The sequence below is a fragment of the Mucilaginibacter koreensis genome, from assembly GCF_054783355.1.
This window is the reverse complement of the sequence record NZ_BAAGQS010000001.1, coordinates 2,349,961-2,374,704: the sequence shown is the minus strand read 5'-3', so window position 1 is coordinate 2,374,704 and position 24,744 is coordinate 2,349,961. Positions and strand designations below refer to the sequence as shown.

20 protein-coding genes and 1 riboswitch are annotated in these 24,744 nt (G+C 45.3%); of the genes, 10 read left to right on the top strand and 10 right to left on the bottom strand.

The features are described 5' to 3' along the window. Window position 1 precedes the first annotated feature (1 nt). Window positions 2-1,252, top strand: a complete 1,251-nt coding sequence (locus ACYVNW_RS10795) for a sulfate adenylyltransferase subunit 1 (RefSeq protein WP_460679876.1) — start codon at window positions 2-4, stop codon at window positions 1,250-1,252. A 253-nt stretch (window positions 1,253-1,505) separates the two neighbouring features. Here ACYVNW_RS10795 and ACYVNW_RS10790 read toward each other — a convergent pair whose 3' ends face one another. Continuing rightward, window positions 1,506-4,454 carry a TonB-dependent receptor domain-containing protein gene (locus tag ACYVNW_RS10790; RefSeq protein ID WP_460679875.1) on the bottom strand — a complete coding sequence of 983 codons (2,949 nt, stop codon included), beginning with the start codon at window positions 4,452-4,454 and terminating at the stop codon, window positions 1,506-1,508. 301 nt (window positions 4,455-4,755) lie between these two features. Between ACYVNW_RS10790 and ACYVNW_RS10785 the strand changes: the two genes are divergently transcribed. From ACYVNW_RS10785 to ACYVNW_RS10775, 3 genes are all read left to right on the top strand, one after another. Beyond that, entirely contained in the window at window positions 4,756-5,055 is a 300-nt protein-coding gene (locus tag ACYVNW_RS10785; protein ID WP_460681009.1) for an ArsR/SmtB family transcription factor, read from the top strand. 22 nt (window positions 5,056-5,077) lie between these two features. Beyond that, entirely contained in the window at window positions 5,078-6,184 is a 1,107-nt protein-coding gene (locus tag ACYVNW_RS10780) for an NADH:flavin oxidoreductase (protein ID WP_460679874.1), read from the top strand. Window positions 6,185-6,300: 116 nt separating this feature from the next. After that, on the top strand, window positions 6,301-7,305 hold the full coding sequence (locus ACYVNW_RS10775; RefSeq protein WP_460679873.1) for an SDR family oxidoreductase: 1,005 nt from the start codon (window positions 6,301-6,303) through the stop codon (window positions 7,303-7,305). A gap of 4 nt (window positions 7,306-7,309) precedes the next feature. Here ACYVNW_RS10775 and ACYVNW_RS10770 read toward each other — a convergent pair whose 3' ends face one another. Beyond that, entirely contained in the window at window positions 7,310-9,145 is a 1,836-nt protein-coding gene (locus ACYVNW_RS10770; protein ID WP_460679872.1) for a mechanosensitive ion channel family protein, read from the bottom strand. A 201-nt stretch (window positions 9,146-9,346) separates the two neighbouring features. Beyond that, window positions 9,347-9,424, top strand: a riboswitch (Fluoride riboswitch). A 186-nt stretch (window positions 9,425-9,610) separates the two neighbouring features. Here ACYVNW_RS10770 and ACYVNW_RS10765 point away from each other — a divergent pair. Further along, window positions 9,611-10,942, top strand: coding sequence for a chloride channel protein (locus tag ACYVNW_RS10765; RefSeq protein ID WP_460679871.1), 1,332 nt, complete (start codon window positions 9,611-9,613; stop codon window positions 10,940-10,942). A 48-nt stretch (window positions 10,943-10,990) separates the two neighbouring features. Here the strand turns inward: ACYVNW_RS10765 and ACYVNW_RS10760 are convergent, their stop codons facing one another. Further along, window positions 10,991-12,070, bottom strand: coding sequence for a fatty acid desaturase (locus ACYVNW_RS10760; protein ID WP_460679870.1), 1,080 nt, complete (start codon window positions 12,068-12,070; stop codon window positions 10,991-10,993). Between the two features lie 313 nt (window positions 12,071-12,383). On the opposite strand from ACYVNW_RS10760, the gene ACYVNW_RS10755 reads away from it, so the two are divergent. Further along, a complete protein-coding gene (locus ACYVNW_RS10755; RefSeq protein ID WP_460679869.1) occupies window positions 12,384-12,578 on the top strand; it encodes a cold-shock protein in 195 nt (64 codons plus the stop codon). A gap of 62 nt (window positions 12,579-12,640) precedes the next feature. Here the strand turns inward: ACYVNW_RS10755 and ACYVNW_RS10750 are convergent, their stop codons facing one another. Further along, entirely contained in the window at window positions 12,641-12,775 is a 135-nt protein-coding gene (locus tag ACYVNW_RS10750) for a hypothetical protein (protein WP_460679868.1), read from the bottom strand. A 68-nt stretch (window positions 12,776-12,843) separates the two neighbouring features. Between ACYVNW_RS10750 and ACYVNW_RS10745 the strand changes: the two genes are divergently transcribed. Continuing rightward, the gene (locus ACYVNW_RS10745; RefSeq protein WP_460679867.1) at window positions 12,844-13,347 is read left to right on the top strand and encodes a Spy/CpxP family protein refolding chaperone; all 504 of its coding nucleotides are present in this window, start codon (window positions 12,844-12,846) and stop codon (window positions 13,345-13,347) included. A 44-nt stretch (window positions 13,348-13,391) separates the two neighbouring features. After that, the gene (locus ACYVNW_RS10740) at window positions 13,392-14,384 is read left to right on the top strand and encodes an acetyl-CoA carboxylase carboxyltransferase subunit alpha (protein WP_460679866.1); all 993 of its coding nucleotides are present in this window, start codon (window positions 13,392-13,394) and stop codon (window positions 14,382-14,384) included. A 53-nt stretch (window positions 14,385-14,437) separates the two neighbouring features. On the opposite strand, the gene ACYVNW_RS10735 is transcribed toward ACYVNW_RS10740, so the two are convergent. From ACYVNW_RS10735 to ACYVNW_RS10720, 4 genes are all read right to left on the bottom strand, one after another. Next, window positions 14,438-15,031: a YdeI/OmpD-associated family protein gene (locus ACYVNW_RS10735; protein ID WP_460679865.1), complete on the bottom strand. Its 594-nt coding sequence runs from the start codon at window positions 15,029-15,031 to the stop codon at window positions 14,438-14,440. 234 nt (window positions 15,032-15,265) lie between these two features. Further along, window positions 15,266-15,796, bottom strand: a complete 531-nt coding sequence (locus ACYVNW_RS10730; RefSeq protein WP_460679864.1) for a hypothetical protein — start codon at window positions 15,794-15,796, stop codon at window positions 15,266-15,268. Window positions 15,797-15,871: 75 nt separating this feature from the next. After that, the gene (locus tag ACYVNW_RS10725; RefSeq protein ID WP_460679863.1) at window positions 15,872-17,446 is read right to left on the bottom strand and encodes an FAD-dependent oxidoreductase; all 1,575 of its coding nucleotides are present in this window, start codon (window positions 17,444-17,446) and stop codon (window positions 15,872-15,874) included. 36 nt (window positions 17,447-17,482) lie between these two features. Next, window positions 17,483-18,703: a family 1 glycosylhydrolase gene (locus ACYVNW_RS10720; RefSeq protein WP_460679862.1), complete on the bottom strand. Its 1,221-nt coding sequence runs from the start codon at window positions 18,701-18,703 to the stop codon at window positions 17,483-17,485. A gap of 121 nt (window positions 18,704-18,824) precedes the next feature. Here ACYVNW_RS10720 and yiaK point away from each other — a divergent pair, with 121 nt between their 5' ends. Next, window positions 18,825-19,814 carry a 3-dehydro-L-gulonate 2-dehydrogenase gene (gene yiaK / locus ACYVNW_RS10715; protein WP_460679861.1) on the top strand — a complete coding sequence of 330 codons (990 nt, stop codon included), beginning with the start codon at window positions 18,825-18,827 and terminating at the stop codon, window positions 19,812-19,814. Between the two features lie 126 nt (window positions 19,815-19,940). Here the strand turns inward: yiaK and ACYVNW_RS10710 are convergent, their stop codons facing one another. Together ACYVNW_RS10710 and alaS are read right to left on the bottom strand one after the other, a co-directional pair. Next, on the bottom strand, window positions 19,941-20,264 hold the full coding sequence (locus tag ACYVNW_RS10710; RefSeq protein WP_460679860.1) for a hypothetical protein: 324 nt from the start codon (window positions 20,262-20,264) through the stop codon (window positions 19,941-19,943). A gap of 206 nt (window positions 20,265-20,470) precedes the next feature. Further along, on the bottom strand, window positions 20,471-23,176 hold the full coding sequence (gene alaS / locus ACYVNW_RS10705; RefSeq protein WP_460679859.1) for an alanine--tRNA ligase: 2,706 nt from the start codon (window positions 23,174-23,176) through the stop codon (window positions 20,471-20,473). 627 nt (window positions 23,177-23,803) lie between these two features. Here alaS and ACYVNW_RS10700 point away from each other — a divergent pair. Further along, window positions 23,804-24,640: a hypothetical protein gene (locus ACYVNW_RS10700; RefSeq protein ID WP_460679858.1), complete on the top strand. Its 837-nt coding sequence runs from the start codon at window positions 23,804-23,806 to the stop codon at window positions 24,638-24,640. The last annotated feature ends 104 nt before the right edge of the window (window positions 24,641-24,744 follow it).

Genomic DNA, 24,744 nt, shown 5'->3' with positions numbered 1-24,744 from the left:
GATGGAAATACTCAAATTTATTACTGCCGGCAGTGTAGACGATGGCAAAAGTACCCTGATTGGCCGCTTGTTATATGATAGTGACGCTATTCTGGCCGATCAACTGGAAGCCCTGCACCGCTCTAACCGTAAAAATGACGACGGCACCATTGACCTGGCCATCCTGACCGACGGATTGAAAGCTGAGCGCGAGCAGGGTATCACCATTGATGTGGCTTATAAATACTTCCAAACCGATAAGCGTAAGTTCATTATTGCCGATGCGCCAGGCCATATTCAGTATACCCGCAACATGGTGACGGGTGCATCAAACGCCAACCTGGCTATTATCATGATTGATGCCCGCAAGGGCGTGGTAGAGCAAACCATCCGGCACTCTTTTTTGGTATCACTGCTCGGTTTACCGCAGGTAGTGGTCTGTGTAAATAAAATGGATATGGTGGACTACAGTGAAGAACTATTTAACCAAATTGTGGCCGATTATAAAGCTTTAGCCGCCAAGGTGAAACTGCAACAGGTAAGTTATATCCCGGTGAGTGCTTTAAAAGGCGATAATATTGTGAATTCTTCTACACAGATGGATTGGTACAATGGTAAAAGCTTGCTCAATCATCTGGAAACTGTACAAGTAACGGTAGATGACAGTACTGCCCATGCCCGCTTCCCGGTACAATGGGTGGTACGCCCGCAAACTGACGAGTTACACGATTATCGCGGTTATGCCGGCCGGGTATTGAGTGGCGCATTTAAGGTGAATGACACAGTAACGGTACTGCCGTCGGGCTTTAGCTCTACCATTACCAAAATCGAATTATTAGATAAAGATTTCGAGGAAGCTGTTGCCGGTATGTCGGTTACTTTGCATTTGAAAGATAACATCGACATTAGTCGCGGCGATGTGTTGGTGAACGCTTCAGCACGACCCGAAGTATCGCAGTTGGTTGAGGCCGATTTATGCTGGATGGATACCCGCGCGCTGGACAGCTCGCATACCTATTTCATCCAACACAACAGCAAGCTTACCCGCTGCCGTGTGCAGGAAATATTGTACAAAGTGAACATTAACACGCTGGATAAGGTATACGATGAAGACTTCAAACTCAACGATATCGGTCGCATCGTTATTAAAACAGCCGAACCGCTGGCCTTTGACCTTTATCAAAACAACAAAGCCAACGGCGGCGCTATTCTCATTGATAGCCGTACTAACGTAACAGTAGGGGCATTGATGTTAAGGGCTAATGTAGAGTGATGGCCTTCCAAATTTTCCCGGAAGGGAAAGTACTTAACAAGCTAAAGTTTTATAAACATAAAAGCAAAAGGGTGAAAATTATTTTCACCCTTTTGCTTTTGAATCGCCTTGTCATTGCGAGCGGTAGCGTGGCAATCGCACGTAGGCATCTGCGCCTCTGTACAGCAAGCGATTGCCACGCTGCCGCTCGCAATGACAAAATTTGAATGCAGCAGGAAAATAAAAGTTCCCCCTTCAGGGGGTTAGGGGGCTTCTAATTCAACAATCCATCAAAAGTTACTGCCAGATAATACAAGCCGCCAATGGTAGGGCCGCCGGCGTATTGGATATAGCGTTTGTTAAATAGATCTGAAGCGCCCAGCTTTAAGTTGGCTTTGTAGGCCGGTACTTTTAAGGTCACCTGCGCATCAAAAGTGGTAATGGCCGGTACCTCGCCAGTTACCAATGGGCTTTCCCATAAAAAGGCCTGTTGCCAACGGTACACTACACTAAAGCCTAAATTTTTAACCACTTCGCGGTTACCGAATGAGATGTTAGTCGTCCATTCAGGCGTATTGAAGCCGGTTACAAAAATGTCGTCGGTATGGTTGCTTTTTAGCTTGTTAAAGCTGGCATTACCGGCTATGGTGTACCGTTTGTAGAAATTGTAGGTAACACCGATGGCCGAACCATAGTTGTAATAATTATTCTTGGCATTGGTATACACCCGGTAGCGGTCCTGCCCGTTGCTGGCGGCGGTGGTAGAGGTGGCCGTAGTGGCATCGCGGTTACGGTCGAGCATGGCCAGTACGGCGGCATCGGTGCCTACCGTGGTGCCTTTGGGTACATATACCTGCACCTGACCCAAAAAGCCATCGTATTTATTGGTGTAAGCATCAATGTCTACTGTTACTTTGTTATTGGCCAGTACGCTTTTGTAGCCAATTTCGTAAGAGGTAATGTGTTCCGGCCTTGCTTGGGGCAGGTTAGCTACCTGTAGCAGGTTACGGTTAGCCAAAGCGGCAGCATCGGTATTACCTGCTGCACTTACCGCAGCGTTGTACTGAATTACAGAGGCTTGTGTATAGCTGTTCTCCAGGTAACCCAAGCCCTCATTGATATAAGATAAACTACCTACACGTTTTACCCGCCCGTTGTTTACGTAAGACAGCGCCTCAAAAATAGATGGAAAACGGTAACCCTGCTGGTAAGTAACTCTAAAATTCTGGTTTTCTACAGGTGAATATACCGCCGCCAAGCGAGGGGTTATTTTCGGGTTGAATTCCGGGTTGTAATCAAAGCGCAAAGAGCCAAACAGTTTCAAAGTATTATCAAAGAAGGTTTTGGTCACCTGAGAGAAGGCACCGAACTTTTTGTAATATACATCTTTGCCAAAAGAGCCGTCCTCTAAAGGTTTGTTGCGGTCGGCAATAGGGCGCGAGAAGTCTACAAAATTATTACCGTCGGGGATGATCTGGTAAATGCGGGTATCGCCGCCAATCAGTAAATCAAATATTTTTACCCGCTTCGATAAATCCCATTGGCCCTCAACATGGTATAGGCGGCTGCTTTGTACCAAAGCCGCGCCGCCGGTTTCGGGCGCATCGGGTATAGTGCTTGATTTAATGTCCCAATTGTTGATACCAATGATGGTATTTTTTAACTGGTTAAAGGCATCAGTGCCCGGCACCACACGGCTGGCATCCGCCATTTGGCGGGCATAATTGTTGGCAGCCGCCAGGTTGGTTGAGGTGAGCGCGCCACCATTGGCTGTTGCATAAGCATTTAATGCATTACGGTATTTGGTGGCCCAGGCATTGTTGGAACCTCCGCTGTACAAGTCCAAATTATCAGCCAGTGGTTTTACGTTATAGGAGTCGCCGGTGTTTTCGATGGATACATAGCTTAGTACCTTGAAATCGCTGCCTTTTACTTCAAAGCTGTGGTTCTGCACGGTTACGCCATCCAGCCGTATTTTGTTGCCCCGCTGAAATACGCCATCCATTTTACCATAGCGGTAACCGTACGAAAGTTCAATTTTATCATTCACCCGGTAGTGCAATGAGCCATCCAGTTTTAAGTTCGATACTTCCGGACTTACCAGTTCGTTCTCCCAGTAACCGGTGCGGGCCACACGCAGGGTTTGGTTGGCTTTACCATCAATAGTTAATCCGCTCAATGAAACTAAATTACTGCCGGCTAAAGCATCATCGCCATAACGGTTCCAACCATCATAAGCGGTGTTGGCATTGTTCAGCGCCGGAAAACCAGGATTGGCACTGTTCAAATTATTCGGGTTCTGATCTTTGCGGGTGTTCGATATCCAGTCGATACCATGCATATAGCTGCCGTTAATTTTAAAGGCAAACTTGTTATTAAAAGCTTTGGCGTACCGTAAAGCGGTTTCGGTTAATACGGCCGGACTATGGTCAACACCATCTACATGGTTGACGCCGGTACGCTGGTACAGGCTCAAGCCCTGGTAAGTGAACGGGCTTTTGGTGAGTAAATTAGCCATACCGTTAATGGCATTCATTCCATATAAGGCCGATGCGGCACCCGGTGTAATTTCTACGCTGGCAATATCGAGCTCGGTGGGGCCAATGGCGTTGCCTAATGGTACACCCAGGGTAGCAGCCTGCATATCTACGCCATCTACCAGTTGCATAAAGCGGAAGTTGTTGGGAATGTTAAAGCCGCGTGTATTGGGTACTTTAAAGGTTAAACTGGATGTGGTCATTTGTACCCCTTTTACATTTTCCAAAGCATCGTAAAAGCTGGGAGCCGGTGATTCTTTAATAGCCCTGATATCTAACTTTTCAATAGCTACCGGCGAGCGCAAAATATTTTCTGCTACTCTTGAAGCTGTAACAACCACCTCTTTGCCCAGCATAGTTTGGGTGACCAGTTCCACATTTACTTTAGAGTTGGCGTTCTGAATCACAAACTCCTGCTGTTGAAAGCCTACGTAAGTAAACACCAATGTAAGCGGAAATTTTAGGCGGGTTTTAAGGGCAAACTCGCCCCGGTTATTGGTAGTGGTACCAGCAACGGTACCTTTAATACTAACGCTTACTCCCGGCAAGGTTTCGCGGGTGTTTTGATCTATTACCTGGCCGGAAATAACAATTAATGTGCTTTCCTGCGCATGGCTTGAGTTGAAAGTGAATATAATAAAGCTTACCGCCGCTGCATAGCGCAGCCATTGAATAAAAAATTGCATTTGAATAAGTGAATGAAAATGAAGGAATGATGTGATTAAAAGCCGAAAAGCGAATTAACAGCAACAACAGCAGAAGGCAGTGCAGATGATTAGGGGATAAGGAGAGCAATAGGTTAAAGTATATTTATACATAATCTATAGATTTGGTAGTCAAATATATGAAAGTTTATAATGGAAGCAAATTTTACTCTGCGCGTTGCATAAAATCAGCGTATTGTCAGTTAGTCTTAATACCATCAACCTGATGTCATCAATAGAATTTAAAAAGGTATATCGGGAAAAGCCGATATATATTTGTGGCATGGATCAGGCAGAGATATTTAAAGCACTATCTAACAAAACCCGGTTGCAAATCTTAAACTGGTTAAAACAACCGGAGAAAAACTTTCCTGAACAGGCGGTATATGGGTATGATAACGGCGTATGCGTGGGCCAGATTCAGCAAAAAGCCGGGCTTACCCAATCCACCGTATCCGAATATTTGTCTACCCTGCAAAGAGCAGGACTGGTAAAATCAGTACGTAAGGGGCAATGGACTTACTATCAGCGTAACGAAGAAGCGTTTGCGCAGTTAAGCGAAATTATTCAAACTACTTTATAACAAAAACATAAATTAAATTAACATGAGCACAGAAAGTTTATTCAGGCCATTCAGCCTGAAATCATTAAATATTAAAAACCGCCTGGTGATGGCACCCATGACGCGCTCTTTTTCACCCAATGGTGTACCTACTGCCGATGTAGCCGCCTATTATCGTAAGCGTGCCGAAGGACAAGTGGGGTTAATTTTATCAGAAGGTACGGTAATCGAGCGTGTGTCCTCCTCTAATGATCCTAATATTCCTCATTTTTATGGCGAGGAGTCTTTAGCCGGCTGGAAGAATGTAATTGATAGCGTACACCAAGCCGGTGGTGCTATGGCCCCACAAATTTGGCACATGGGTGTGATGGATAATCACCAATCAGGTTGGGTGCCTAATCAACCGTTCGAAGGACCATCAGGCTTAAACCGCCCCGGCAATAATAACGGTAACACCATGACGGATGCTGACATTGCTGATACCATAGCCGCTTATGCCCGTGCTGCTGCCGATGCCAAGAGATTGGGTTTCGACTCAGTAGAACTGCATGGTGCGCATGGTTATCTGATTGACCAGTTCTTTTGGAGCGGTACCAATGAGCGTACAGATAGCTACGGCGGTAAAACACTGGCCGAGCGTACCCGCTTCGGCGTGGAAGTCATCAAAGAAGTGCGCCGCCAGGTGGGCGATGATTTCGCGCTGATTATTCGTTTGTCACAGTTCAAGCCTTCGGCTTATGATACCAAACTGGCTGCTAACCCGCAGGAAATGGAAGCCTGGCTTACGCCGTTGGTAGATGCTGGTGTAGATATTCTGCATTGCTCGCAGCGCCGTTTCTGGGAACCTGAGTTTGAGGGCTCGAACCTGAACTTTGCCGGATGGGCTAAAAAGATTACAGGTACGCCTACCATCACCGTAGGTTCTGTAGGTTTAAGCGGCGATTTCTTTGGCGCCTTTGCCGGCGAAAGTTCTCAGCCCAGCTCACTGGATGAATTAACCCGCCGTATGGATAGGGGAGATTTTGATTTGGTAGCTGTAGGCCGTCCGTTATTATCTGACCCGAACTGGGTTAAAAAAATACAGGAGCACCGTTTGGATGAGCTGAAAGGTTTCAGTAAAGAGGCTTTGGCCGAATTGGTAATGGAATAAGTATTCGCATACTTACATCTGTAAAGCCCGGTAAAATATTATCGGGCTTTTATTTTGCTCAAAAGTTAAACAATTTAAGCATCGGCTGTTTAATGATTAAGTTTTACAATACACTTATGGCAGAGCAAAATTTCAAAAATAAAACAGTAGTAGTTACAGGTGCATCAGCCGGTTTGGGCCGTGCCATTGTACGGGAGTTTGCCAAACAGGGCGCTAACGTAGCCCTGATTGCTCGTGGCGAAGATGGACTGAACGCTGCAGTTAAAGAAGTAGAAGCTTTAGGTGGCCAGGCTAAAGCTTATCCTACCGATGTAGCCGACCCGGATGCTGTTGAGGCCGCTGCGCAAGCCATTGAAACGGATTTTGGCAGTATAGATGTATGGGTAAACAACGCCATGAACAGTGTGTTCGGGGAGTTTAAAGAGCTGGATGTAAAAGATTTCAGGCGGGTAACCGAGGTGACTTACCTGGGGCAGGTATACGGCACCCAAGCAGCCCTTAAAAGAATGCTGCCTAAAGATGAAGGAACTATTATTTTGGTGGGCTCTGCTTTAGCCTACCGTGGCATCCCGCTACAATCTGCCTATTGCGGGGCCAAGCATGGTATACTGGGTTTCTTTGAATCCCTACGGGCCGAGTTGGTTCATCAAAAAAGTAATGTAAAACTAAGTATGGCTCAACTGCCGGGCATGAATACCACACAGTTCGGCTTTGTAAAGAGCTATTTGCCCAACAAGCCTAAACCTATGGGGGCGGTATACCAGCCCGAAGCTGCTGCGCGCGCCATTGTGGCCAATGCACTTCATCATCAGCGCGAAATTATGGTGGGGTACCCTACGCTGCAAACCATATTGGGTAATAAATTTATTCCGTGGTTTTTAGATTATTTTTTAGGTAAAACCGGTATAGAGGGTCAGCAAACAGAAGTACCGGCCGACCCTAACCGTAAAGATAATCTATATGAACCCCTGCCTGGCGACCATGGTGCACATGGTAATTTCGAGGGGTCAACCTGGGCGGCTAACCCTAATTTTTGGATTGGCACCCAACGTGTGCTATTTACCGGCGCAGTAGCGCTGATGGCAACAGGGATAGGCTTTTTGTTATCAAAAAGAAAGTAGCCGTTTAGTTTTGTGTGGGTGGCGCAGATCTCGTTTGCTGATCAGGAGGTGGGACGGCTAATGCGCTGCCATCACGCACGGCCCTGTAATGCGGCGACATAATTTCTACACCGGCCTCAAAAAACTTATCTTGTATGTTAGCATGCAGGGCTGAGTAGATGACCGCCTGCCGGCTGGGCTGTTTGGTATAAGCATTCAGCCGGTAACTCACATAATAATCATCCAAACTGGTTTGCAGTACATAAGGTTCGGGCATAGGTTCAATCATTGGAGTGGCCAATGCAGCCTTAATGAGTAATTGGTGCACCTGCCGCCATGGTGTATCATACCCCATCGTTACTGTAGTGTTTACAATCAAACCGTTGCCTGAAGCATCGCTGCTGTAGTTTACCGTGTAGTTGCCCATCACCATCGAATTAGGAATAGAAATAATTTCATTCTGGATGGTTTTTACACGGGTAACCAGCAGGCTTTTCTCAATAATATCGCCCGTAACATCGTTTATCTTTACACGGTCGCCAATTTTAAAAGCACGCATATAGGTAAGCACCAGCCCCGCCACAATATTGCCAAGCGCCCCTGCCGAGCCAAAAGTGAACAATACGCCTGCGAAAACCGATACCCCTTTAAATATAGGCGACTCCGACCCCGGCAGGTAAGGGTAAATGATAATCAGCATGAACAGCAAAATCAGTACCCTTAAAATCTGATAGGTAGGGTTGGCCCAGTCGGGGTAAAAGCCGGGTATGCTTAGGCGCTCGCGTTCAACTTCAGTTTTAATGTACTTGAAAAAACGCAGCACATACCTGAAAATGATAATCAGCACCAAAATGGTAATCAGGTTTGGAACATAACGCCATATAGCCAAACCTACGGCCCGTAAAGGATTGATCACATAACCCAGTAAAGTGGTTGATATATTTTTGGTAAACGGAAAAATGCTGAACAGCGCCGGTAAAGCCAGGAATACCGCCAGTAAAATTAACCCCCATTTAATCAGCTTTAATGCCCCGGTAACCATCCTGAATTGCTGCTCGGCATTGAGCAGCTCGTAATTACGGATGTATATACCATTGGTGTGTTTACCCGGGTGAGCTCTGAATTTCATTAGCAGCCAGGAAAACAAGCGGTTAATGCAATAGATAAATAAAAGAACTGAAGCAATAACCAGCGCTGCCATCAATCCTTCTTTAAGCAGCGTTTGCCAGCTATGCTCTTGCTGGTACAATACTACCGCTTTGCCAATGGCATTGCGATATTGAGCCGCCAGCGCAGGTCTGTTGCTGTTTTGCCACAAGGCATCCTGCTCTGATACCGACAATAATAATTGCTCATGATATACAATATCGGTAGTTTGCTCTGCAGGTACCAGCTTCAGCGAGTCTGTTTTAAAGCCATACGTTTCGCCCAGTTTCTCCAATCTGTGCTCAATAGCCTGGGCACGTTCGGCTGGAGTGAAGCTCCCTTGCCTTACGAACAAGGTAAACAGTGTTTGATGGGCAAACACCACAGGGTAACCTTTTACAAAACGCCGCAATGAATCTATCTGGTGTTTCTGGCGGATAAGGCGCAGTGAATCCTGTTGCTTTAAACCATTCAACTCTTTCAGCAGGGTAGATTTTTTTAGATTGTCTGCATTTGACAAGCGGGCCACCTGCTGTTCCAGATCTACTCTTTTCAATGAATCAGCCAAGCGTTCCGCCGAAAGTTGCCGGATGCGGTTCAATTGTGAATTTATTTGGTTGGTAGTAGAATCAACTACCTGCCCGGAGGTATCTTGCTGGGCCCAAAGGGTAAAAGTGTTGAGTGTAAAGAGGAGCAGCAAAAAGATTGATTTCATAAGCACAACACAATTACAATAACTAAAAGTATCAAATTCGGTAAAAGCATTCAAAAGCAGAAACAACACCAATGGGCAATTCAGTTCTTTATCAGAATTGAAATATCTGCATCTGAAAGCACATGTTATTGAACAATATTAAGATTTTAGTAAATAATTTGTTTACGCAACAACCTATTTACGCACTTTGGTTGTATATATTTGCAGCACGGAAATGGTGTTCTTCCGGTTGGATGCTCTTCCAACAAACCGCATTTCGCTGATGACGCCTGCAAACCGGCTTCCTGTAAATACAGGCAGCCTGAAATATTTTGCAGGTGAAAATCTTTTTTAAGTTCAGGTCTCAGTATCAATTTCAGTTCAAATTTAAATACATCATTGTTTGCTTGTATTGCAAAGCACTGTTGTTGAAATTTGGTCCATCGTTTTATTATACACTTTACCATTATTTATTACATTCATCCCATGCTTAAACGCTTAACTGCATTGCCGCCTTTACGCATCCTGATACAATCTTTAAGATGGACAATTTTGGTATTGCCTGCGGCGGCGGCTATCGGTAGTATGGTAGCGCTATTTTTGTGGTTGCTCGGCCAGGCTATTCATTACAGGTTTAGTCACCCCTGGTTATTATACTTGTTGCCGCTCGCCGGTTTACTGATTCACATGATTTATCAAGGCTTAGGCAAATCAGCCGAAAAGGGCAACAACCTCATTATTAATGAAATACATCAGCCCGGCGCAGGTGTACCCAAGCGTATGGGGCCAGTTATTTTAGTCACCACGGTAATTACCCACTTGTTTGGAGGTTCTGCGGGGCGCGAGGGTACAGCGGTACAAATTGGCGGCAGTGTAGCGGCTATGTTTGGTAAATGGTTCAAGCTCGGTGCAGTTGATTTGCAATTAATGCTGACCGCCGGGGTGGCTGCCGGCTTTGGGGCCGTATTCGGTACGCCACTTACCGGCGCTGTGTTTGCGCTTGAGGTATTGAGTATTGGCCGCATCCAGTACAATGCCATGTTGCCTGCGCTTGTGGCTGCCATTGTAGGCGATTTTACGGTATCGGCTTGGCACGTGCACCATACTGCCTATCATATTGATGCCTTAGCCAAAACGCCTTATTTCTTATCTGCCTACCTGCCTTTTGATGTATTGCTGTTGAGTAAAGTAGTTATCGCCTCAGCAATATTCGGCCTGGCTAGCGCACTTTTTGCCCAAATGGTGCATCAGGTAAAAAACATCAGTTTAAATTTGTTTAACCGCCGATGGCTGATTCCGCTTTGCGGAGGCTTAAGCATAATTTTATTAACGCTGATTTTAGGTAAGCCCGATTACTTGAGTTTGGGTGTAGATGCCGAATACCCCGGCGCAGTTACCATTCCATCGGCTTTTCATAGCGGCGGGGCCGATGCCTGGAGTTGGTTATGGAAAACCGTTTATACAGCGTTAACATTAGGCACAGGTTTTAAAGGAGGAGAAGTAACGCCGCTGTTTTACATTGGCGCCACATTGGGTAATACTTTATCCGGATTAATGGACGCACCTGTAAGCTTATTTGCAGGCCTGGGTTTTATTGCGGTGTTTGCAGGCGCTACCAATACGCCACTCGCCTGTACCTTAATGGGCATTGAGCTGTTTGGCGGCGAGCATGCTTTACTATATGCAGTAGCCTGTTTTACCGCTTACTTTTTTAGTGGCCGTTCAGGAATATATACTTCGCAGCGGGTAGCCATAAGTAAATTGAGTGACGAAGATTTGGTGATTGAGTCTTCTGGTAAACCGGATGCAAGGCAATAGCCAGCTAACAAAAAAGCTTCAGACCTGAATCTGAAGCTTTTTTGTGAATTAAACTTCTAATATTTTGCCTGCCCTAACAGACGGCACCGGAACTATGGCAGCTTTGCTTTGCAAATAGGGTTTATGGTAGCGCTCATAAAAATCTTTCTTTGAATCGCGATAGCTGCTTACAGCCCCCATTATATTCATGAATTTTATGTAGTACCAGGCCGAATCTACCTGGTAGGGTTTAAAGCCGCTGCGTGCACTCTTAGGATACAGGTGATGATTATTATGCCACTCGCCGGCCACAATACCAGGCCATAGCTGGTTGATAGATTTATCATTATCACTGTAATCTGTACCTGCACGTTGTTTGTCCTCACCTTTGGCGTGGCCTTCATAATTGTAAGTGCGTACGCCTACTGCCCAAAAACCAGCCGCGCCCAAAAGTGTACAAGCCAGCGCATGGCCACCTATAAGGTAAAAGGCCAGATACCAAAACCCCCAACTTAAAATCCAGCTGAGTACTTCATTGGCAGGGTTTACATACGAGCCCCATTTTTGATATTGCTTATACGTATTGCCTTTGATACCGGTATGCTTCATTAATGATGTTACGCGGTTGTAATCACCTTCGCTTAGGTTTTTGGCTATAGGCTGGTGATTAACATCGGCCAGAAAGCAGTATAAAAAACCGGCCTGCGCATTATAAGGATCGCCGGGTTGATCGGATTTAGAATGGTGCACATGGTGCGAGATCACATAAATTTCCTCAGGTATAATGCGAGGGGTTAAATTTTGAGTGAAAAAACGCCAAAAGCCGTTCTTAAAAGTATAGGCGCCATGGGTGCAGTACCGGTGGTGCCAAATGGTACCATGTGTTCCCATTACGATCATGCTGTAAAAGAAGGCGGCGATCAATAAAGGAATGGTAAAGAACTTGAAGATAAATAGCAGCAGGAATGGAACCAGCAGCAACACTCTTAACCAGCTCACAAACGGAAGCCAGTTTTTACGTGTGGCAAAGATGTTTAGCCGGGAAAAGAATTCTTTAAAAATTTGTGTTGCGGTGGGTTTAATCAATTTGCCCTGCTCGTCTTTCCATCCGTAAGATGGTGCCTGCAGTACGTAATCTAAAAATGGCATTACTAATATTTTGCATCTGATACGTGGTTTATAAATGTCTCTTAAATATCACTGTATCAGAAAAAATAGCAATGCTTAAGCAGGTAGAGGTAGCGTATAAATATAAGTATTTATTTCACAAAATATGCAGTGATATTTTTTAACCAGTTGCTTAATGTAAAATACAATAACGATGAATGTCATTCCTTATTGTATTTACTGGGTTATAAATTTATAGGCGGCTGTTGTTTAAACACTTGTTTAAAGTATTTTACTAAAAGTAAAGCGATGCCAATTTAAATGTGTACCTTGCAGCCTTTAATACAATAATATAATGCAACAAGAAGGAACAATTAAGTTTTTCAACACCGAGAAAGGCTTTGGATTTATCACACCGAATGATGGCCGTGCAGATGTGTTTGTACACACTACAGGTTTAATTGACCAGGTTCGTGAAAACGATAAAGTAAGCTACGAAGTTGAAGAGGGCAGAAAAGGCCCGAACGCGGTAAAAGTTAGAGTAGTTTAAATATCACTATAAATTTAATCGTAAAGCACCTGCCCTTTAAAGGCAGGTGCTTTTTTTATGTGCTAAAAATTACGAAAATGGTGTTGCCCAAACCTTGGCGGCCCCGGATGGTGCGGGTGGCGTGGCGCTGCACAGCCGGCAAACATTGAACCCAGCACCGATAATGCCAGTGCAATACCTAAAAGTTGCTTTTTCATAGTAGATGTGTTTTCTTTGGTAACTTGTATTTGTATAAATGGTTTAACTTTAAAGTATGTAGTTAAAGATGGAGTTAATAGTAAACCTGAAAAAGCAGACGGTTAGAGCATTTATGGTATTAGCCGTTGTGGTATGGAGTAATCACCTGATGGCCCAGTCTGTTGCTGATAGCTCAGCAGCCGGCAAAGGCATGACTGCCGGGATGGACATCCGCACGATGGCTAAAGTAGCCAACCTGCACCATTATCCATTGCCTGATGATGTTTTGGTTTACCAAAAGCAATTAGAATTAACGCCGGAACAACTGGCTAAACTACAGGCCATCATCAAAACCCTGAATTTAAAGAAGGCTGAAATCAGGCAATCGGTAACGGCCAATGAAAAAACGCTGAATAAATTATTTGATACCCGCAAGCCCGAAGAAGGTGCACTGATATTTTATGGTAACCGCTATGGCCTGTATGAAGGGGAGATGCGCACAGCCGTATTAAACGCCTGCGCCCAAACCGGCAAGGTGCTTACCCCAAGGCAAAATACAAAGTTTGAGCAACTGCAAAAACCTAATGATTAATATACGGTTTCATTTACGTAATTTAGCGCCCCGTTATTAAGTGTATGAAGATTACGTTTGATTTTGAAAAACCTTTGGCCGAACTGCAGCAGCAGATTGACAAAGTAAAGCAGGCAGAGGAGAAAACCAAAGTCGACATGTCGGCCACGGTGAATGAAATGCAGGAGAAATTTGAGCAGCTGAAAAAGGATGTATACAGTAACCTGAGCGGCTGGCAAAAAGTACAGATCTCTCGTCATCCCGACCGCCCATATACCCTGGAGTACATTGAAATGATGTGCGACGATTTTATTGAGTTGCATGGCGACCGTACTATAGGTGATGATAAAGCCATTATTGGCGGCTTCGGGTCCATTGGCGGCCATACTGCTATGTTCATCGGTCAGCAAAAAGGTAAAAACACCAAGGACCGCCAGTATCGTAATTTTGGTATGGCTAACCCTGAAGGTTATCGTAAAGCTTTGCGCCTGATGAAAATGGCCGAAAAGTTCAATAAGCCCATCATTACCTTAATTGATACCCCCGGTGCTTTTCCCGGTTTGGAAGCTGAGGAACGCGGACAAGGTGAAGCTATTGCCCGTAACCTGCTGGAAATGTCGGTATTGAAGGTGCCGGTTATCTGTATCATTATTGGCGAAGGTGCTTCGGGTGGTGCTATCGGTATCGGCATTGGCGACCGGGTATACATGCTGGAAAATACCTGGTATTCGGTAATCTCCCCTGAGTCTTGCTCGTCTATTTTATGGCGCAGCTGGGATTACAAGGAGCGGGCTGCTGAAGTATTAAAGCTGACTTCAACTGAAATGTATAAGAACCGGCTGATAGACGGTATCATTAAAGAACCACTGGGTGGGGCACACCAAGATCCTGTAGCTATGGCAGCTACGCTGAAAAAGCAATTGCTGAAAGACTTGAAAACTTTAAAAGAATATAACATTGACCAACTGGTAGCCGAGCGTATCGATAAGTTTTGTTCCATGGGTGTTGTTATTGAAGATGAAGTACCTGTTGCAGAAAATGCAGCAACACAAGAATAAAAAAAGGCCGGTATATGCATACCGGCCTTTTTAATATAATGCCTGATGCTACTTCAATCATTCATGCCTTTACCGCTTAAAATATGAGGCGCCCATTTTTCTATTCTGGCCTCACGGGTTTTGGCTTGCTTAGGCTGGGCAAAATGCAGCAGGTAAGCTCGCTGTCTTCCCGGCATTAATGCAGTGAAGGCAGCTTTAAGAATTTTATCGCCATCTAACTTGTGCTGAAATTCTTCGGGTACCGCAAATTGCTCCGTCTTTTTCAACTCTACTTTTAACCCGGCTTTTTCCACTTCTATCGCTTCATAAATATAAGCTTTCAGGTTGGCTTCGTTGCCGGTAACTTCATCTGTATGTGTAAACCGTATCTGCCGCGAAGATTGCACATTTTCGGTTTGCTGTATGAGCATACCTTCGGCATCGCTCAGTAGTGCACCTTTAAAAAACAGCAGGGCGCAGTATTCTTTAAATACATGAATAAGCACCACATTGCTTTTTTGCAAGGTGTAGCAAGGGCAACCCCATTTTAATTCTTCATTTAGCCCTGTGCTCAGGCATACATCTCGTAAGTGTATAGCGGCTTCCTGCCACTTTCCGGCTTTATTAAAAAAGAAAACAACTTTAGGATTGGCTAGGTTGTCGGTCATGATAAAGGGGATGTTTTTTGTTGTGAAACTTCATACCTGTCATTTCCGAACGCAGGGAGAAATTTTCTTTACTAAGCCGGTCTACGGTAAGTTTACAGCCCGAAGAAGATTTCTCCCTGCGGTCGAAATGACAACAGGGAAAATAAAATTATTGAAATTTTTGTAAACGCAAGTAGCCAACTGAAGCGTAAGCTTGTAATTTGTTTACGTTAGCAGCAAAAGTTTATCACAACCTTATTTAGTTATAACGCCTGCGGGGTGAATGAAGCTATAACGATAGGATACATGCGTTTTATCGTCAGCGTAGTAAGGTTTAATATCGCCCACTATAATTACAAAAGCATTGCGGCCCAGAGTTTCAATGTAAGCATCGGCAAAGGGTACATCTTTGTTTTGTGTGGTAGATTTTGAAATCATGTCTTTTACTTTAACATTGATATGCAGCATCAATGAATCTTTGTTCAGTGTCCAGTTACCGCTGGTGGTGTTTTTAAGACATTGAAAATTTCTGCAAATCACGTTGCCCGATCCGTCAAAGTCAAAGCTAAGCCGGTCAGTTCCGCAGGTGGTAACCAGCGTATCAGTAACCGGTGTATTAAACCGCTTTACCGAGGTGCTTTGCAGCGAAACCAGTTGCCAGCTGCCGTAAGTGCTTAAATAATCGCGCAGCGATTCTTGCTTATCTTTTTTGCAGGAGTTAAACAGCAGCGTGGTTAAAACGCCGGCCAGCAATACCATAAAAACGGAGACGGAAGTACGATGCACCTGACAAAAATAAATAATCCCGGCAAACCCTCATGTTGCCGGGAGATATTTTCTGATAACGTAAAAACAGCAGGTTTATTTTTCGGGCACCTCTACTTTACTTAAATCGCTTACTGCAGGCCCGTTCATCAATTTACCTTCACAGGTAAAACGTGAGCCGTGGCAAGGGCAGTCAAATGATTTTTCATCATTGTTCCATTGTACAATACAACCCAGGTGCGGGCAAATAGCATTGTAAGCCTGGTAATTACCATCTAAATCGCGGTAAACGGCTACTTTTTTCAGGTTACCTACAATGGCGGCTTCGTTTGGCCTTATTTGGGTGATAGATTTTACATCTGATGGCAGCAGGTAGTCGAGGTACTGCCCGCCTACAAAAAACATTTCTTTGATATAATGCGGGGCTGATTTAAGCGTAATGCGATCTGGATCATAAAATTTAGCCCAGGCGTTATCTTTCCCATCAATCAAATCCGGAATTAAAATGCCCGCTATAGTGCCATGCGTCATTCCATTGCCCGAGTCGCCGGTTACAATGTATACATTTTTATCACCCGGGTTTTTGCCGATGTAAGCCAGGTCATCCACCGGCTCCATTACCTGGCCCGACCAGCGGTATACCACATCCTCGGCCTGCGGAAAGCGTTCGCGCAGCCACGTTTCAAGTTGCAGGTAGCGGTCTTCTTCCGGCAGATCCTCGCGGTTGGCCTGCCCGGTTTCATGGTCGGCACCACCATGTATCAGCAGCAGGTACTCATCATCGTAAGGCTGGGTACGCACATAATTGTAAGGGTAGCTGGGCCACTTCGAATCCTGGTCGCCGGTGTCCCACCACAAAGCGGGCTCAATTTTGCTTGCAGGTATTTTAGCGCCTATTACATAAGAGCGGTAAGCATATTGCTTGGTGTGCATTACCACGCGGTCGTTAATCGGGCTGTTGGTAGCTACTACAATGTGCTGGGCCGAAACTTTGTGTCCATTAGCTGTAAGTTCTCCTTCTTTTACATCTTTTACCCGTGTTTGCGTATAAATTTTTCCACCCAGTTCAACAAAGGCTTTTGCCAATCCGTTCAGATACTTCATCGGGTGAAACTGTGCCTGCTGCGGATATTTTAAAAATGGCCCCTGTTGGTTAATGCTGGGGGCGGCATCTACCATTTGTGTGGCTATGCCTGCTTTATTGGTAGCTTTTAGTTCTTCATCTAAAGTTTTCTGTTTATCAGTAGGGTGTAAAAAGAGATAGCCATCCAGGCGTATAAAATCGCAATTGATGTTTTCTTCTTTTACAATCTGCTCAATCAGGTCAATGGCTGCTGTATGACTTTCGGCTGCGGCTTTAGCACCTTCTTCGCCAAAATAGCTTTCTAATTCACTATACCGGTCATCAAGGGCATTTACCAGGTGGGCTGTGGTACGGCCAGTTTCGCCGCTGCCAATAGTGCCATCCTCTAAAACGATAACTTGCTTACCCTGTTTAGCTAAGCGATAGGCAACAGTAAGCCCTGATATACCAGCACCTACGATGGCCACTTCAGCATTTACATCCTGCGTTAGCGGTTCATAATTCAGTGGCTGAACGCTATCTGTCCAGTAAGAAACATGGGTGCCCGAGGTAATTTGCGCATCGGGGTTAGGGTGCTGGTTTTCCATTGGTTTAATTGTATTTCAAGAAAATAACAGCAGCTATTAACTTATAGTTTGAATATCATTCTCAATCTCTTCAACTTTTGTATCTGCGCGTATTGCGCCGGGTATTTGTTCTAACTGATGCCGGGCTTTGAGCAATGCCTCAGCATAGGGCTGATGCAACAGCCGTTCAGGCACCGATGCATCAGGGTTTGTTACATCCCATAGGCCAGAATGGTGCCAGCAGGATAAATCATTCCAGTCGGGCCGGTCAATAATGGGGTAAAGGCATACACCCCAAAGCGGTATGTGTTGCTGTAATAATACAGCGCATTGGTTGGTAATAAAATCCAACCAGTTGGGGCGGTCAACACCCGAGTGGCTGGTTTCGCTCAGTATCATGGGCTTTTGGTAGCGGGCGTAGGCTACACTAAGCAATTCATGCAAAGGCATCCAGCGCGGATCGGGGTTCTCATTAAACCAGGGCAAAAACTCTTCCTGGCCGATTACCCATTGGTTATTATAATAAAAGTTGAACCCCAAAACGTCTGCATACTCCGGCTTACCGCCCAGTTCGGGACAAATAAAACCGCACAGCATATCCAGCGACTGAAATTGCAAGTTTTGCTGAAAGGCTGCTTCTTCTATTTGCTCATCAGTAGGGTTCAATGGGGGTACCATGTTTACCAGCGGCTCGGTAGTTAATATTTTTACCGACGGATCGATGTTACGCATGGCGGCCACGCCTGCAATAAAAGCCTTCATAAGGTGATATTTCACCTCCCACCCCTGATTGGTTAAGTAAGGCGCTGTACCGCAGTTTTCGCCACCCAACCAGGAAAGAAAGCTCACCTCATTTACAGGCGTTACTATTAGTGTTGCGGTTGGATACTGAGAGCGATAGAAGCGCGCAAACGCCTCGCATAAAGCCACAAAGCGGCTGGTAAAATCAGGGTGCAGCGGATGCAGGTCATCCGGAAAGCCGAAATGGCAGATATCCCATATTTGCTGTATGCCGTCACGCTGGCCGGCTTGCAGCATCAGTGCAACTGTGCTCCAATCGTAATGGTAAGGCGTCTTTTCCACTACGCTCCAGCGAATGCCTTCGCGCACGGTTTTAATACCAAAAGGCTGTAATAGCTGGTAATCTTCATCAATAAGTTGTAAATGCCCGGTTTGGGTAAGCAGGTCTACCCGCTGGCGGTGGCAATTGAGCTGGTCGGCACATTCATAGCCAGCCATCCAAAAAGATTGAAAGGGGTTAATAGCAGATGTCATCATGTAGTGGTGGTTACAACCCCAATGTGGTAAGAAAGTTGGCAATACCGAAAAAATCAGTTGAGTTACATTTTAAAAAACCTTTACCTTTCATCCTTTGTCCTTCTGTTATTTACCCCAATTTATGCGTATCCCCTTTCACCAACTAAAAGCCGAATTCGAGCGTGTACTGCTTGGGCTGCAATTCGCAGCCGGAAAAGCCAGCGATGTGGCTGCTATTTTTGCGGAGAACAGCTTAAACGGTGTATATACGCATGGCTTAAACCGTTTCCCTGTATTTGTGGATTACGTTAAGCAGGGGGTGATTCATGTTGATGCGGAGCCAACAGCCGAACAGAGTTTAGGATTGATAGAACGCTGGAACGGAAATTTAGGCCCCGGCATGTTAAATGCCCGCTTTTGTATGGACAGGGCTATTCAACTGGCGAAGCAGCATGGCATTGGGTGTGTGGCTATCAAAAATACCAACCACTGGATGCGCGGCGGTACCTATGGCTGGCAGGCTGCCGATGCCGGGTGTATAGGCATCTGCTTTACCAATACCATTGCAAATTTGCCGCCTTGGGGTGGCCTCGACCCACGCCTGGGCAATAACCCGCTGGTAATTGCCGTGCCCCGTGCAGAAGGGCATGTGGTATTGGATATGGCGGTTTCGCAGTATTCTTTCGGTAAGCTTTTGCAATACCAGTCATCGGGCGAAGAACTGCCTTTGCCCGGCGGTTATGATGAACAGGGGAACCTGAGCACCGATGCCTCAGCTATTATTGCATCTAAACGCCTATTACCTGCCGGCTTTTGGAAAGGTTCGGGCTTATCCTTAATGCTCGATTTATTGGCCACTATACTGAGCCGGGGCAACTCTACAGCAGCAATTACCAAAGGTAAAATTGAATCCGGCGTATCGCAGGTGTTTATTTGCATCAGGCCGGATGATGATGCACTTACCGGGCAGTTAATTGAGCAAATTTTAGATTATACTAAAAGCAGTGAGCCTGTACAGCTAGGCCGCACCATTACCTACCCCGGCGAAAATACGTTACGCACCCGCCAACGCAATCTGGCTGAAGGTATACCGGTAGATGAGCAAATATGGCAACGAGTGAGAGCGTTGTAAAGGTTTAAAATAGTATAGCCAAAAGCTTGCCATTGCGAGGAGCGGGCGCCATCTCATCGTTTACAAAGCGAAGTACACAGCTACGAAGTTGCTTCGTCCCTCGAAATGACAAAAGCTTATAATATGCTAAGTTGCCTTAATGAAGTTTAAGGGTTTGCCACTGATTATTGCCAGTAAGCCTTTTATACGTTGCGGTGTAGTACGGTGAGCCAGGTTAAAATAATCGAACTGGTTAAGTTCTTTTACAATCCAGTACTGGTTGGTTTTCAAGAAATCTTGCGCCAGGCTTTCCTCGAACAGGCCCATGTAGCGGTTGTTGTAAAATAGTTTCACTATCTGGTTTACTTGAACAATAGTGTACTGACTTGCCTGCCAGGGACGGTAGTCCAGCCATTCCCGAACATCTACCTGTTTCTTTTTAAATGTGGTTTTGTGTTGTATGGTAATCATGATAAGGTTGAGTTTTAATACCATATCTGACGAGATAAAACAACGGAATGTTACAGGGTGCCTTAAAAAAATCAAAGAATAAGCAACCATGAAAAAAGCCATCCTTTATGAACAGGGATGGCTTTTAAAATCTTGTTAACGCATCATATGTGGGAGACTATGCCTACTATATGATGCGTTTATAATTGGCTGGATTTACAACCTCATTAGCTAACGAATGTTTTGGCTTTTGTTAAAGCCGCATCTAAACCAGCAGGGTTTTTACCACCTGCTGTAGCAAAGAATGGCTGACCGCCGCCACCGCCTTGTATTTCCTTCGCCAGTTCGCGTACAATGGTGCCTGCATTCAGGCCTTTATCTTTCACCAAATTTTCGGCAATCATTACGGTGAGGTTGGGCTTGCCTTCAAAATCGGCCGCCAGCACCAGGAACAAGTCAGAAACGATATCTTTTAACTGGTAGGCCAGGTTCTTTACTGCATCGGCATTAGGCAAGTCTACTTTGGCAGCAATAAAGTTGATACCGTTGATGTTTTCGGCCTGTTTGGCCAGGTCATGCTTTAGGCCGGCTGCTTTTTCCAGTACCGTTTTTTCAATTTCCTTTTTCAGTCGGGTATTCTCTTCCAGCAGGCTTTCAATGCTTTTTGAAATATCCTTTGGATTTTTCAGCAGCTCTTTTAATTGCTGCACCAATTGGTTCTGCTCGTTGATAAAACGCTCGGCAGCTGCACCGGTAATGGCCTCAATACGGCGTACTCCGGCTGCTACGGCGCTTTCAGCTACTATTTTAAAATAACCAATTTGCCCTGTGGCTTTTACGTGAGTACCACCGCACAATTCTTTGGAGAATGTTTCGTCAAAGGTAATTACCCGCACGTAGTCGCCATACTTTTCGCCAAACAGGGCGGTTACACCGCTGCTGATGGCTTCCTGGTAAGGTACATTGCGCTGCTCAACCAGGTTCACGTTCTCGCGTATCTTCTGGTTTACAATGGCTTCAATCTGCGCCAGCTCTGCTTCGGTTACCTTGGCAAAATGCGAAAAGTCGAAGCGCAGGTAATCGGCATTTACCAGGGAGCCTTTTTGGTTTACGTGGCTGCCCAGTACTTGTTTCATGGCCGCATGCAGCAGGTGGGTAGCCGAGTGATTGTTCTCGGTGCTGGTACGTTTGCCGGCATCTACAATGGCGGTTAGTGCATCATCAATATCTTCGGGCAGTATGTCGGTAAAATGTACAATCAGGCCGTTTTCCTTTTTGGTATCGGTTACCGGCACAATTTCACCATCAGGGAATACCAGCTCGCCGGTATCGCCTACCTGACCGCCGCTTTCGGCGTAGAATGGGGTTTTATCCAGCACCAACTGGTATTGCTCTTTGCCTTTGGCGGTTACTTTACGGTATTTTACTATGTGGGCTACGGTTTCAGTTTCATCATAACCGGTAAATTCAACGGTATCATCCTCACGCAGAGTTACCCAGTCGCCGGTATCAATGGCTGTAGCAGCGCGTGAGCGGTTTTTTTGTTGTTCGAGGGCTTGGTTGTAGCCTTCAATGTCTACAACCAAGCCTCTTTCACGGGCTAATAATTCTGTTAAATCAATTGGGAACCCATATGTGTCCTGTAATAAAAATGCTGATTCGCCAGGTATGATACCATTGAGTAGCTTTTTATCAAAGTCTGTTAAAGTTGACTCGTAATTGGCTTTTTCTGAGCTGTCAAAAGCTATGGTATTGATTAGTTGAGACGTATAATCGCTAAGAATAATATCAAATTGATTGAGTCCTCTTTCTAATGTTTTAAGAAAAGAAACCTCCTCTTCCAACACCACCTTCTGCACAAAATCCCTCTGCGAGTACAACTCATCAAACACCCCCTCAAACTGCGCAGCCAGTAAAGGCACCAACTGATTCAAAAATGGCTCTTTAAAGTTGAGGTACTGGTAAGCATACCGCACCGCCCGGCGCAAAATACGGCGGATCACGTAACCAGCTTTGTTGTTGCTCGGCAACTGCCCATCGGCTACGGCGAAGCTGATGGCGCGGATATGATCGGCCATTACACGCATGGCAATGTCAGTGCGCTCTTCAGCACCGTATGCAATGCCCGATTTTTGAGAAACATAATCAATCAGCGGCATAAATACATCCGTATCGTAGTTGGAGGTTTTGCCCTGCAATACGCGCACCAGGCGCTCAAAGCCCATACCGGTATCTACGTGCTTAGCCGGCAGCGGCTGCAGCAAACCATCTTTAAGGCGGTTGAACTGCATGAATACGTTGTTCCAAATTTCAATTACCTGCGCATCATCGCCATTCACCAGGGTGGCACCATCCACAGCAGCGCGCTGCTCATCGGTACGGCCATCGTAGTGAATTTCGGAGCATGGGCCGCAAGGGCCGGTTTCGCCCATTTCCCAAAAGTTATCCTTCTTGTTGCCGTTCAGAATGTGGCTGGGCTCTACGTACTGCGCCCAGTAGTCGTACGCTTCCTGGTCACGCGCCAGGCCTTCCTTCTCATCGCCCTCAAAAATGGTGACGTAGAGGCGGCTTTTATCTATTTTGTATACTTCGGTCAGCAGTTCCCAGCTCCAGGCAATGGCTTCTTTTTTAAAGTAGTCGCCAAAGCTCCAGTTACCCAGCATCTCGAACATGGTATGGTGGTAGGTATCTACACCTACTTCCTCCAGATCATTATGCTTGCCCGATACCCGCAGGCAGCGTTGGGTGTCTACCGCACGGGTGAATTTGGGTGTGGTTTCACCCAGAAAAATATCTTTAAACTGGTTCATCCCTGCATTGGTGAACATCAGTGTTGGGTCGTTTTTAACTACGATAGGGGCCGAAGGCACAATTTGGTGGCCTTTGGCTGCAAAAAAGTCCAGAAAAGCCTGGCGTATTTCTTTAGCCGTCATGGGGTTTATAAATAAGTTTGCAAAGATAAGGTTTTTGCGGCGGACTTGTTTGTATAGTGCAGGTGTTGCGTGGTGCTGCGCGCAGCGGGTGCAGCATGTGCAGCACTACGCAGCAGGCGCAGCACCCTGAAGCAGTGCGCAGCACCCGCAGCACTACGCAGCAGGCGCAGCACTGGCGTAAATGTGTCAGTGCTTTTTAGATAGTTAAGTGTAACAGATTTGAATTTTGATGGGTGGAATGAACTTTAAGTTTAGTTTTTCATGAGGCAAGGGTTGCCATTTATGAACGTCAGTGGATGTTACTTTCTTTTTTCCGCAAAAAGAAAGTAACCAAAGAAGACTTAGCGTAAGCGATCTCATGAGCGTTAGCGAATACACTCGTGGCTGCGTCTTCTTCTTTGAGGTGTGCGGTGAGTAGGCAACTGTAGTGGTAGCCGAAAAAGCCAAGGCCACAGGTGGAGGGTATGAGTGTGCAGTGATATTAATAGAAATGATAATGCGTTTTTGTCCCTCCTTGGTGGGGGCATAATAAGCGTAACAGGAGCTTTAGATTTGTAAAAAATCATTTTCGGTTCAAGCTTGTTAAATAATCACTGCCATTCATCACACTCACATTATCTGTCAGCTATGGTTGAACTTATTTCCAAACTTCAATATAAAAATTATGAAATAGGTGAGTTCATTATGGAGGAGCCGCGCAACCTGGATGATACTCTTAAGCGCATCCGCAACTTTCCGTGGCAGGCCGAGAGGGATTATGCTATTATTGGGCTCACCTGTCCATCGGTTACCATCATGAATGCAAAAGGGGAGTATCTGAAGGTAGCTATCTACTTTAACCATAAATTCGGTATCTATTTTTTAAACCGAAAGCGGCAGTTGCACAAAATGGTGGTTGAGCAATTGGATGAAGTGTATAATCTGGTTACCTCATTTTTTCAGGATGCTTTGCCACTCAAATTATTCAAAAAGCGGATGTTCAGCATCGGTGTTGCCCGGCATTTTGTAACTAATAATTTCGAATATAAATTTAAGCCGGTTGAGATGGTGCCGCTCATATTAATTGGTTTGATGATGATCTCGCTTGCCGTATGGTTAACTGCGGATGAAATACATGCGCCCCATAGTCGTAACCTGTACTTCTTTTTCTTAGGGATGGCTTTTTTCTTGGGTATAGGCATTGTTATTTTAAGGGCAGTTTATAAGCTATATAAATCATCATTCCATTTTCGGTTGTTTATTTCCAGAGGCAAGGAGAAATTTTACTTTGGAACGGTGGGTAAGGAAGTGAAATATTTAAAATCAGATATCAAATATATCCAAGCCTGGCGGGGTAAATCTGTTAGCGTTAAATATATTAAGTTTAACGATGGTCATACACTGGAAATTCCCTCAGGGTTGATTGCCGGTGAAACTCTGCTGAACAAGTTTGTGAACCGGGAAGAACTGGTGAGGTATTCATAAGTTAAAGTGGTTAACAGTATTATTTGAGTAATATAATACATACTGTTGCTGCTCAAAAGGGTAAAGCAAACACCTCCGTTGTCACCCTGAGCTCCGTTGAAGGG

What these genes read in the sequence shown, in the direction of transcription:
- ACYVNW_RS10755 (WP_460679869.1), top strand. Translation starts at nt 12,384, where the DNA reads ATGCAACAAGAAGGAACAATTAAGTTTTTCAACACCGAGAAAGGCTTT.
- ACYVNW_RS10795 (WP_460679876.1), top strand. Translation starts at nt 2, where the DNA reads ATGGAAATACTCAAATTTATTACTGCCGGCAGTGTAGACGATGGCAAA.
- ACYVNW_RS10765 (WP_460679871.1), top strand. Translation starts at nt 9,611, where the DNA reads ATGCTTAAACGCTTAACTGCATTGCCGCCTTTACGCATCCTGATACAA.
- ACYVNW_RS10780 (WP_460679874.1), top strand. Translation starts at nt 5,078, where the DNA reads ATGAGCACAGAAAGTTTATTCAGGCCATTCAGCCTGAAATCATTAAAT.
- ACYVNW_RS10750 (WP_460679868.1), bottom strand. Translation starts at nt 12,775, where the DNA reads ATGAAAAAGCAACTTTTAGGTATTGCACTGGCATTATCGGTGCTGGGT.
- ACYVNW_RS10735 (WP_460679865.1), bottom strand. Translation starts at nt 15,031, where the DNA reads ATGACCGACAACCTAGCCAATCCTAAAGTTGTTTTCTTTTTTAATAAA.
- ACYVNW_RS10740 (WP_460679866.1), top strand. Translation starts at nt 13,392, where the DNA reads ATGAAGATTACGTTTGATTTTGAAAAACCTTTGGCCGAACTGCAGCAG.
- ACYVNW_RS10790 (WP_460679875.1), bottom strand. Translation starts at nt 4,454, where the DNA reads ATGCAATTTTTTATTCAATGGCTGCGCTATGCAGCGGCGGTAAGCTTT.
- ACYVNW_RS10700 (WP_460679858.1), top strand. Translation starts at nt 23,804, where the DNA reads ATGGTTGAACTTATTTCCAAACTTCAATATAAAAATTATGAAATAGGT.
- ACYVNW_RS10775 (WP_460679873.1), top strand. Translation starts at nt 6,301, where the DNA reads ATGGCAGAGCAAAATTTCAAAAATAAAACAGTAGTAGTTACAGGTGCA.
- alaS (WP_460679859.1), bottom strand. Translation starts at nt 23,176, where the DNA reads ATGACGGCTAAAGAAATACGCCAGGCTTTTCTGGACTTTTTTGCAGCC.
- ACYVNW_RS10760 (WP_460679870.1), bottom strand. Translation starts at nt 12,070, where the DNA reads ATGCCATTTTTAGATTACGTACTGCAGGCACCATCTTACGGATGGAAA.
- ACYVNW_RS10745 (WP_460679867.1), top strand. Translation starts at nt 12,844, where the DNA reads ATGGAGTTAATAGTAAACCTGAAAAAGCAGACGGTTAGAGCATTTATG.
- ACYVNW_RS10770 (WP_460679872.1), bottom strand. Translation starts at nt 9,145, where the DNA reads ATGAAATCAATCTTTTTGCTGCTCCTCTTTACACTCAACACTTTTACC.
- ACYVNW_RS10720 (WP_460679862.1), bottom strand. Translation starts at nt 18,703, where the DNA reads ATGATGACATCTGCTATTAACCCCTTTCAATCTTTTTGGATGGCTGGC.
- ACYVNW_RS10725 (WP_460679863.1), bottom strand. Translation starts at nt 17,446, where the DNA reads ATGGAAAACCAGCACCCTAACCCCGATGCGCAAATTACCTCGGGCACC.
- ACYVNW_RS10785 (WP_460681009.1), top strand. Translation starts at nt 4,756, where the DNA reads ATGGATCAGGCAGAGATATTTAAAGCACTATCTAACAAAACCCGGTTG.
- ACYVNW_RS10710 (WP_460679860.1), bottom strand. Translation starts at nt 20,264, where the DNA reads ATGATTACCATACAACACAAAACCACATTTAAAAAGAAACAGGTAGAT.
- yiaK (WP_460679861.1), top strand. Translation starts at nt 18,825, where the DNA reads ATGCGTATCCCCTTTCACCAACTAAAAGCCGAATTCGAGCGTGTACTG.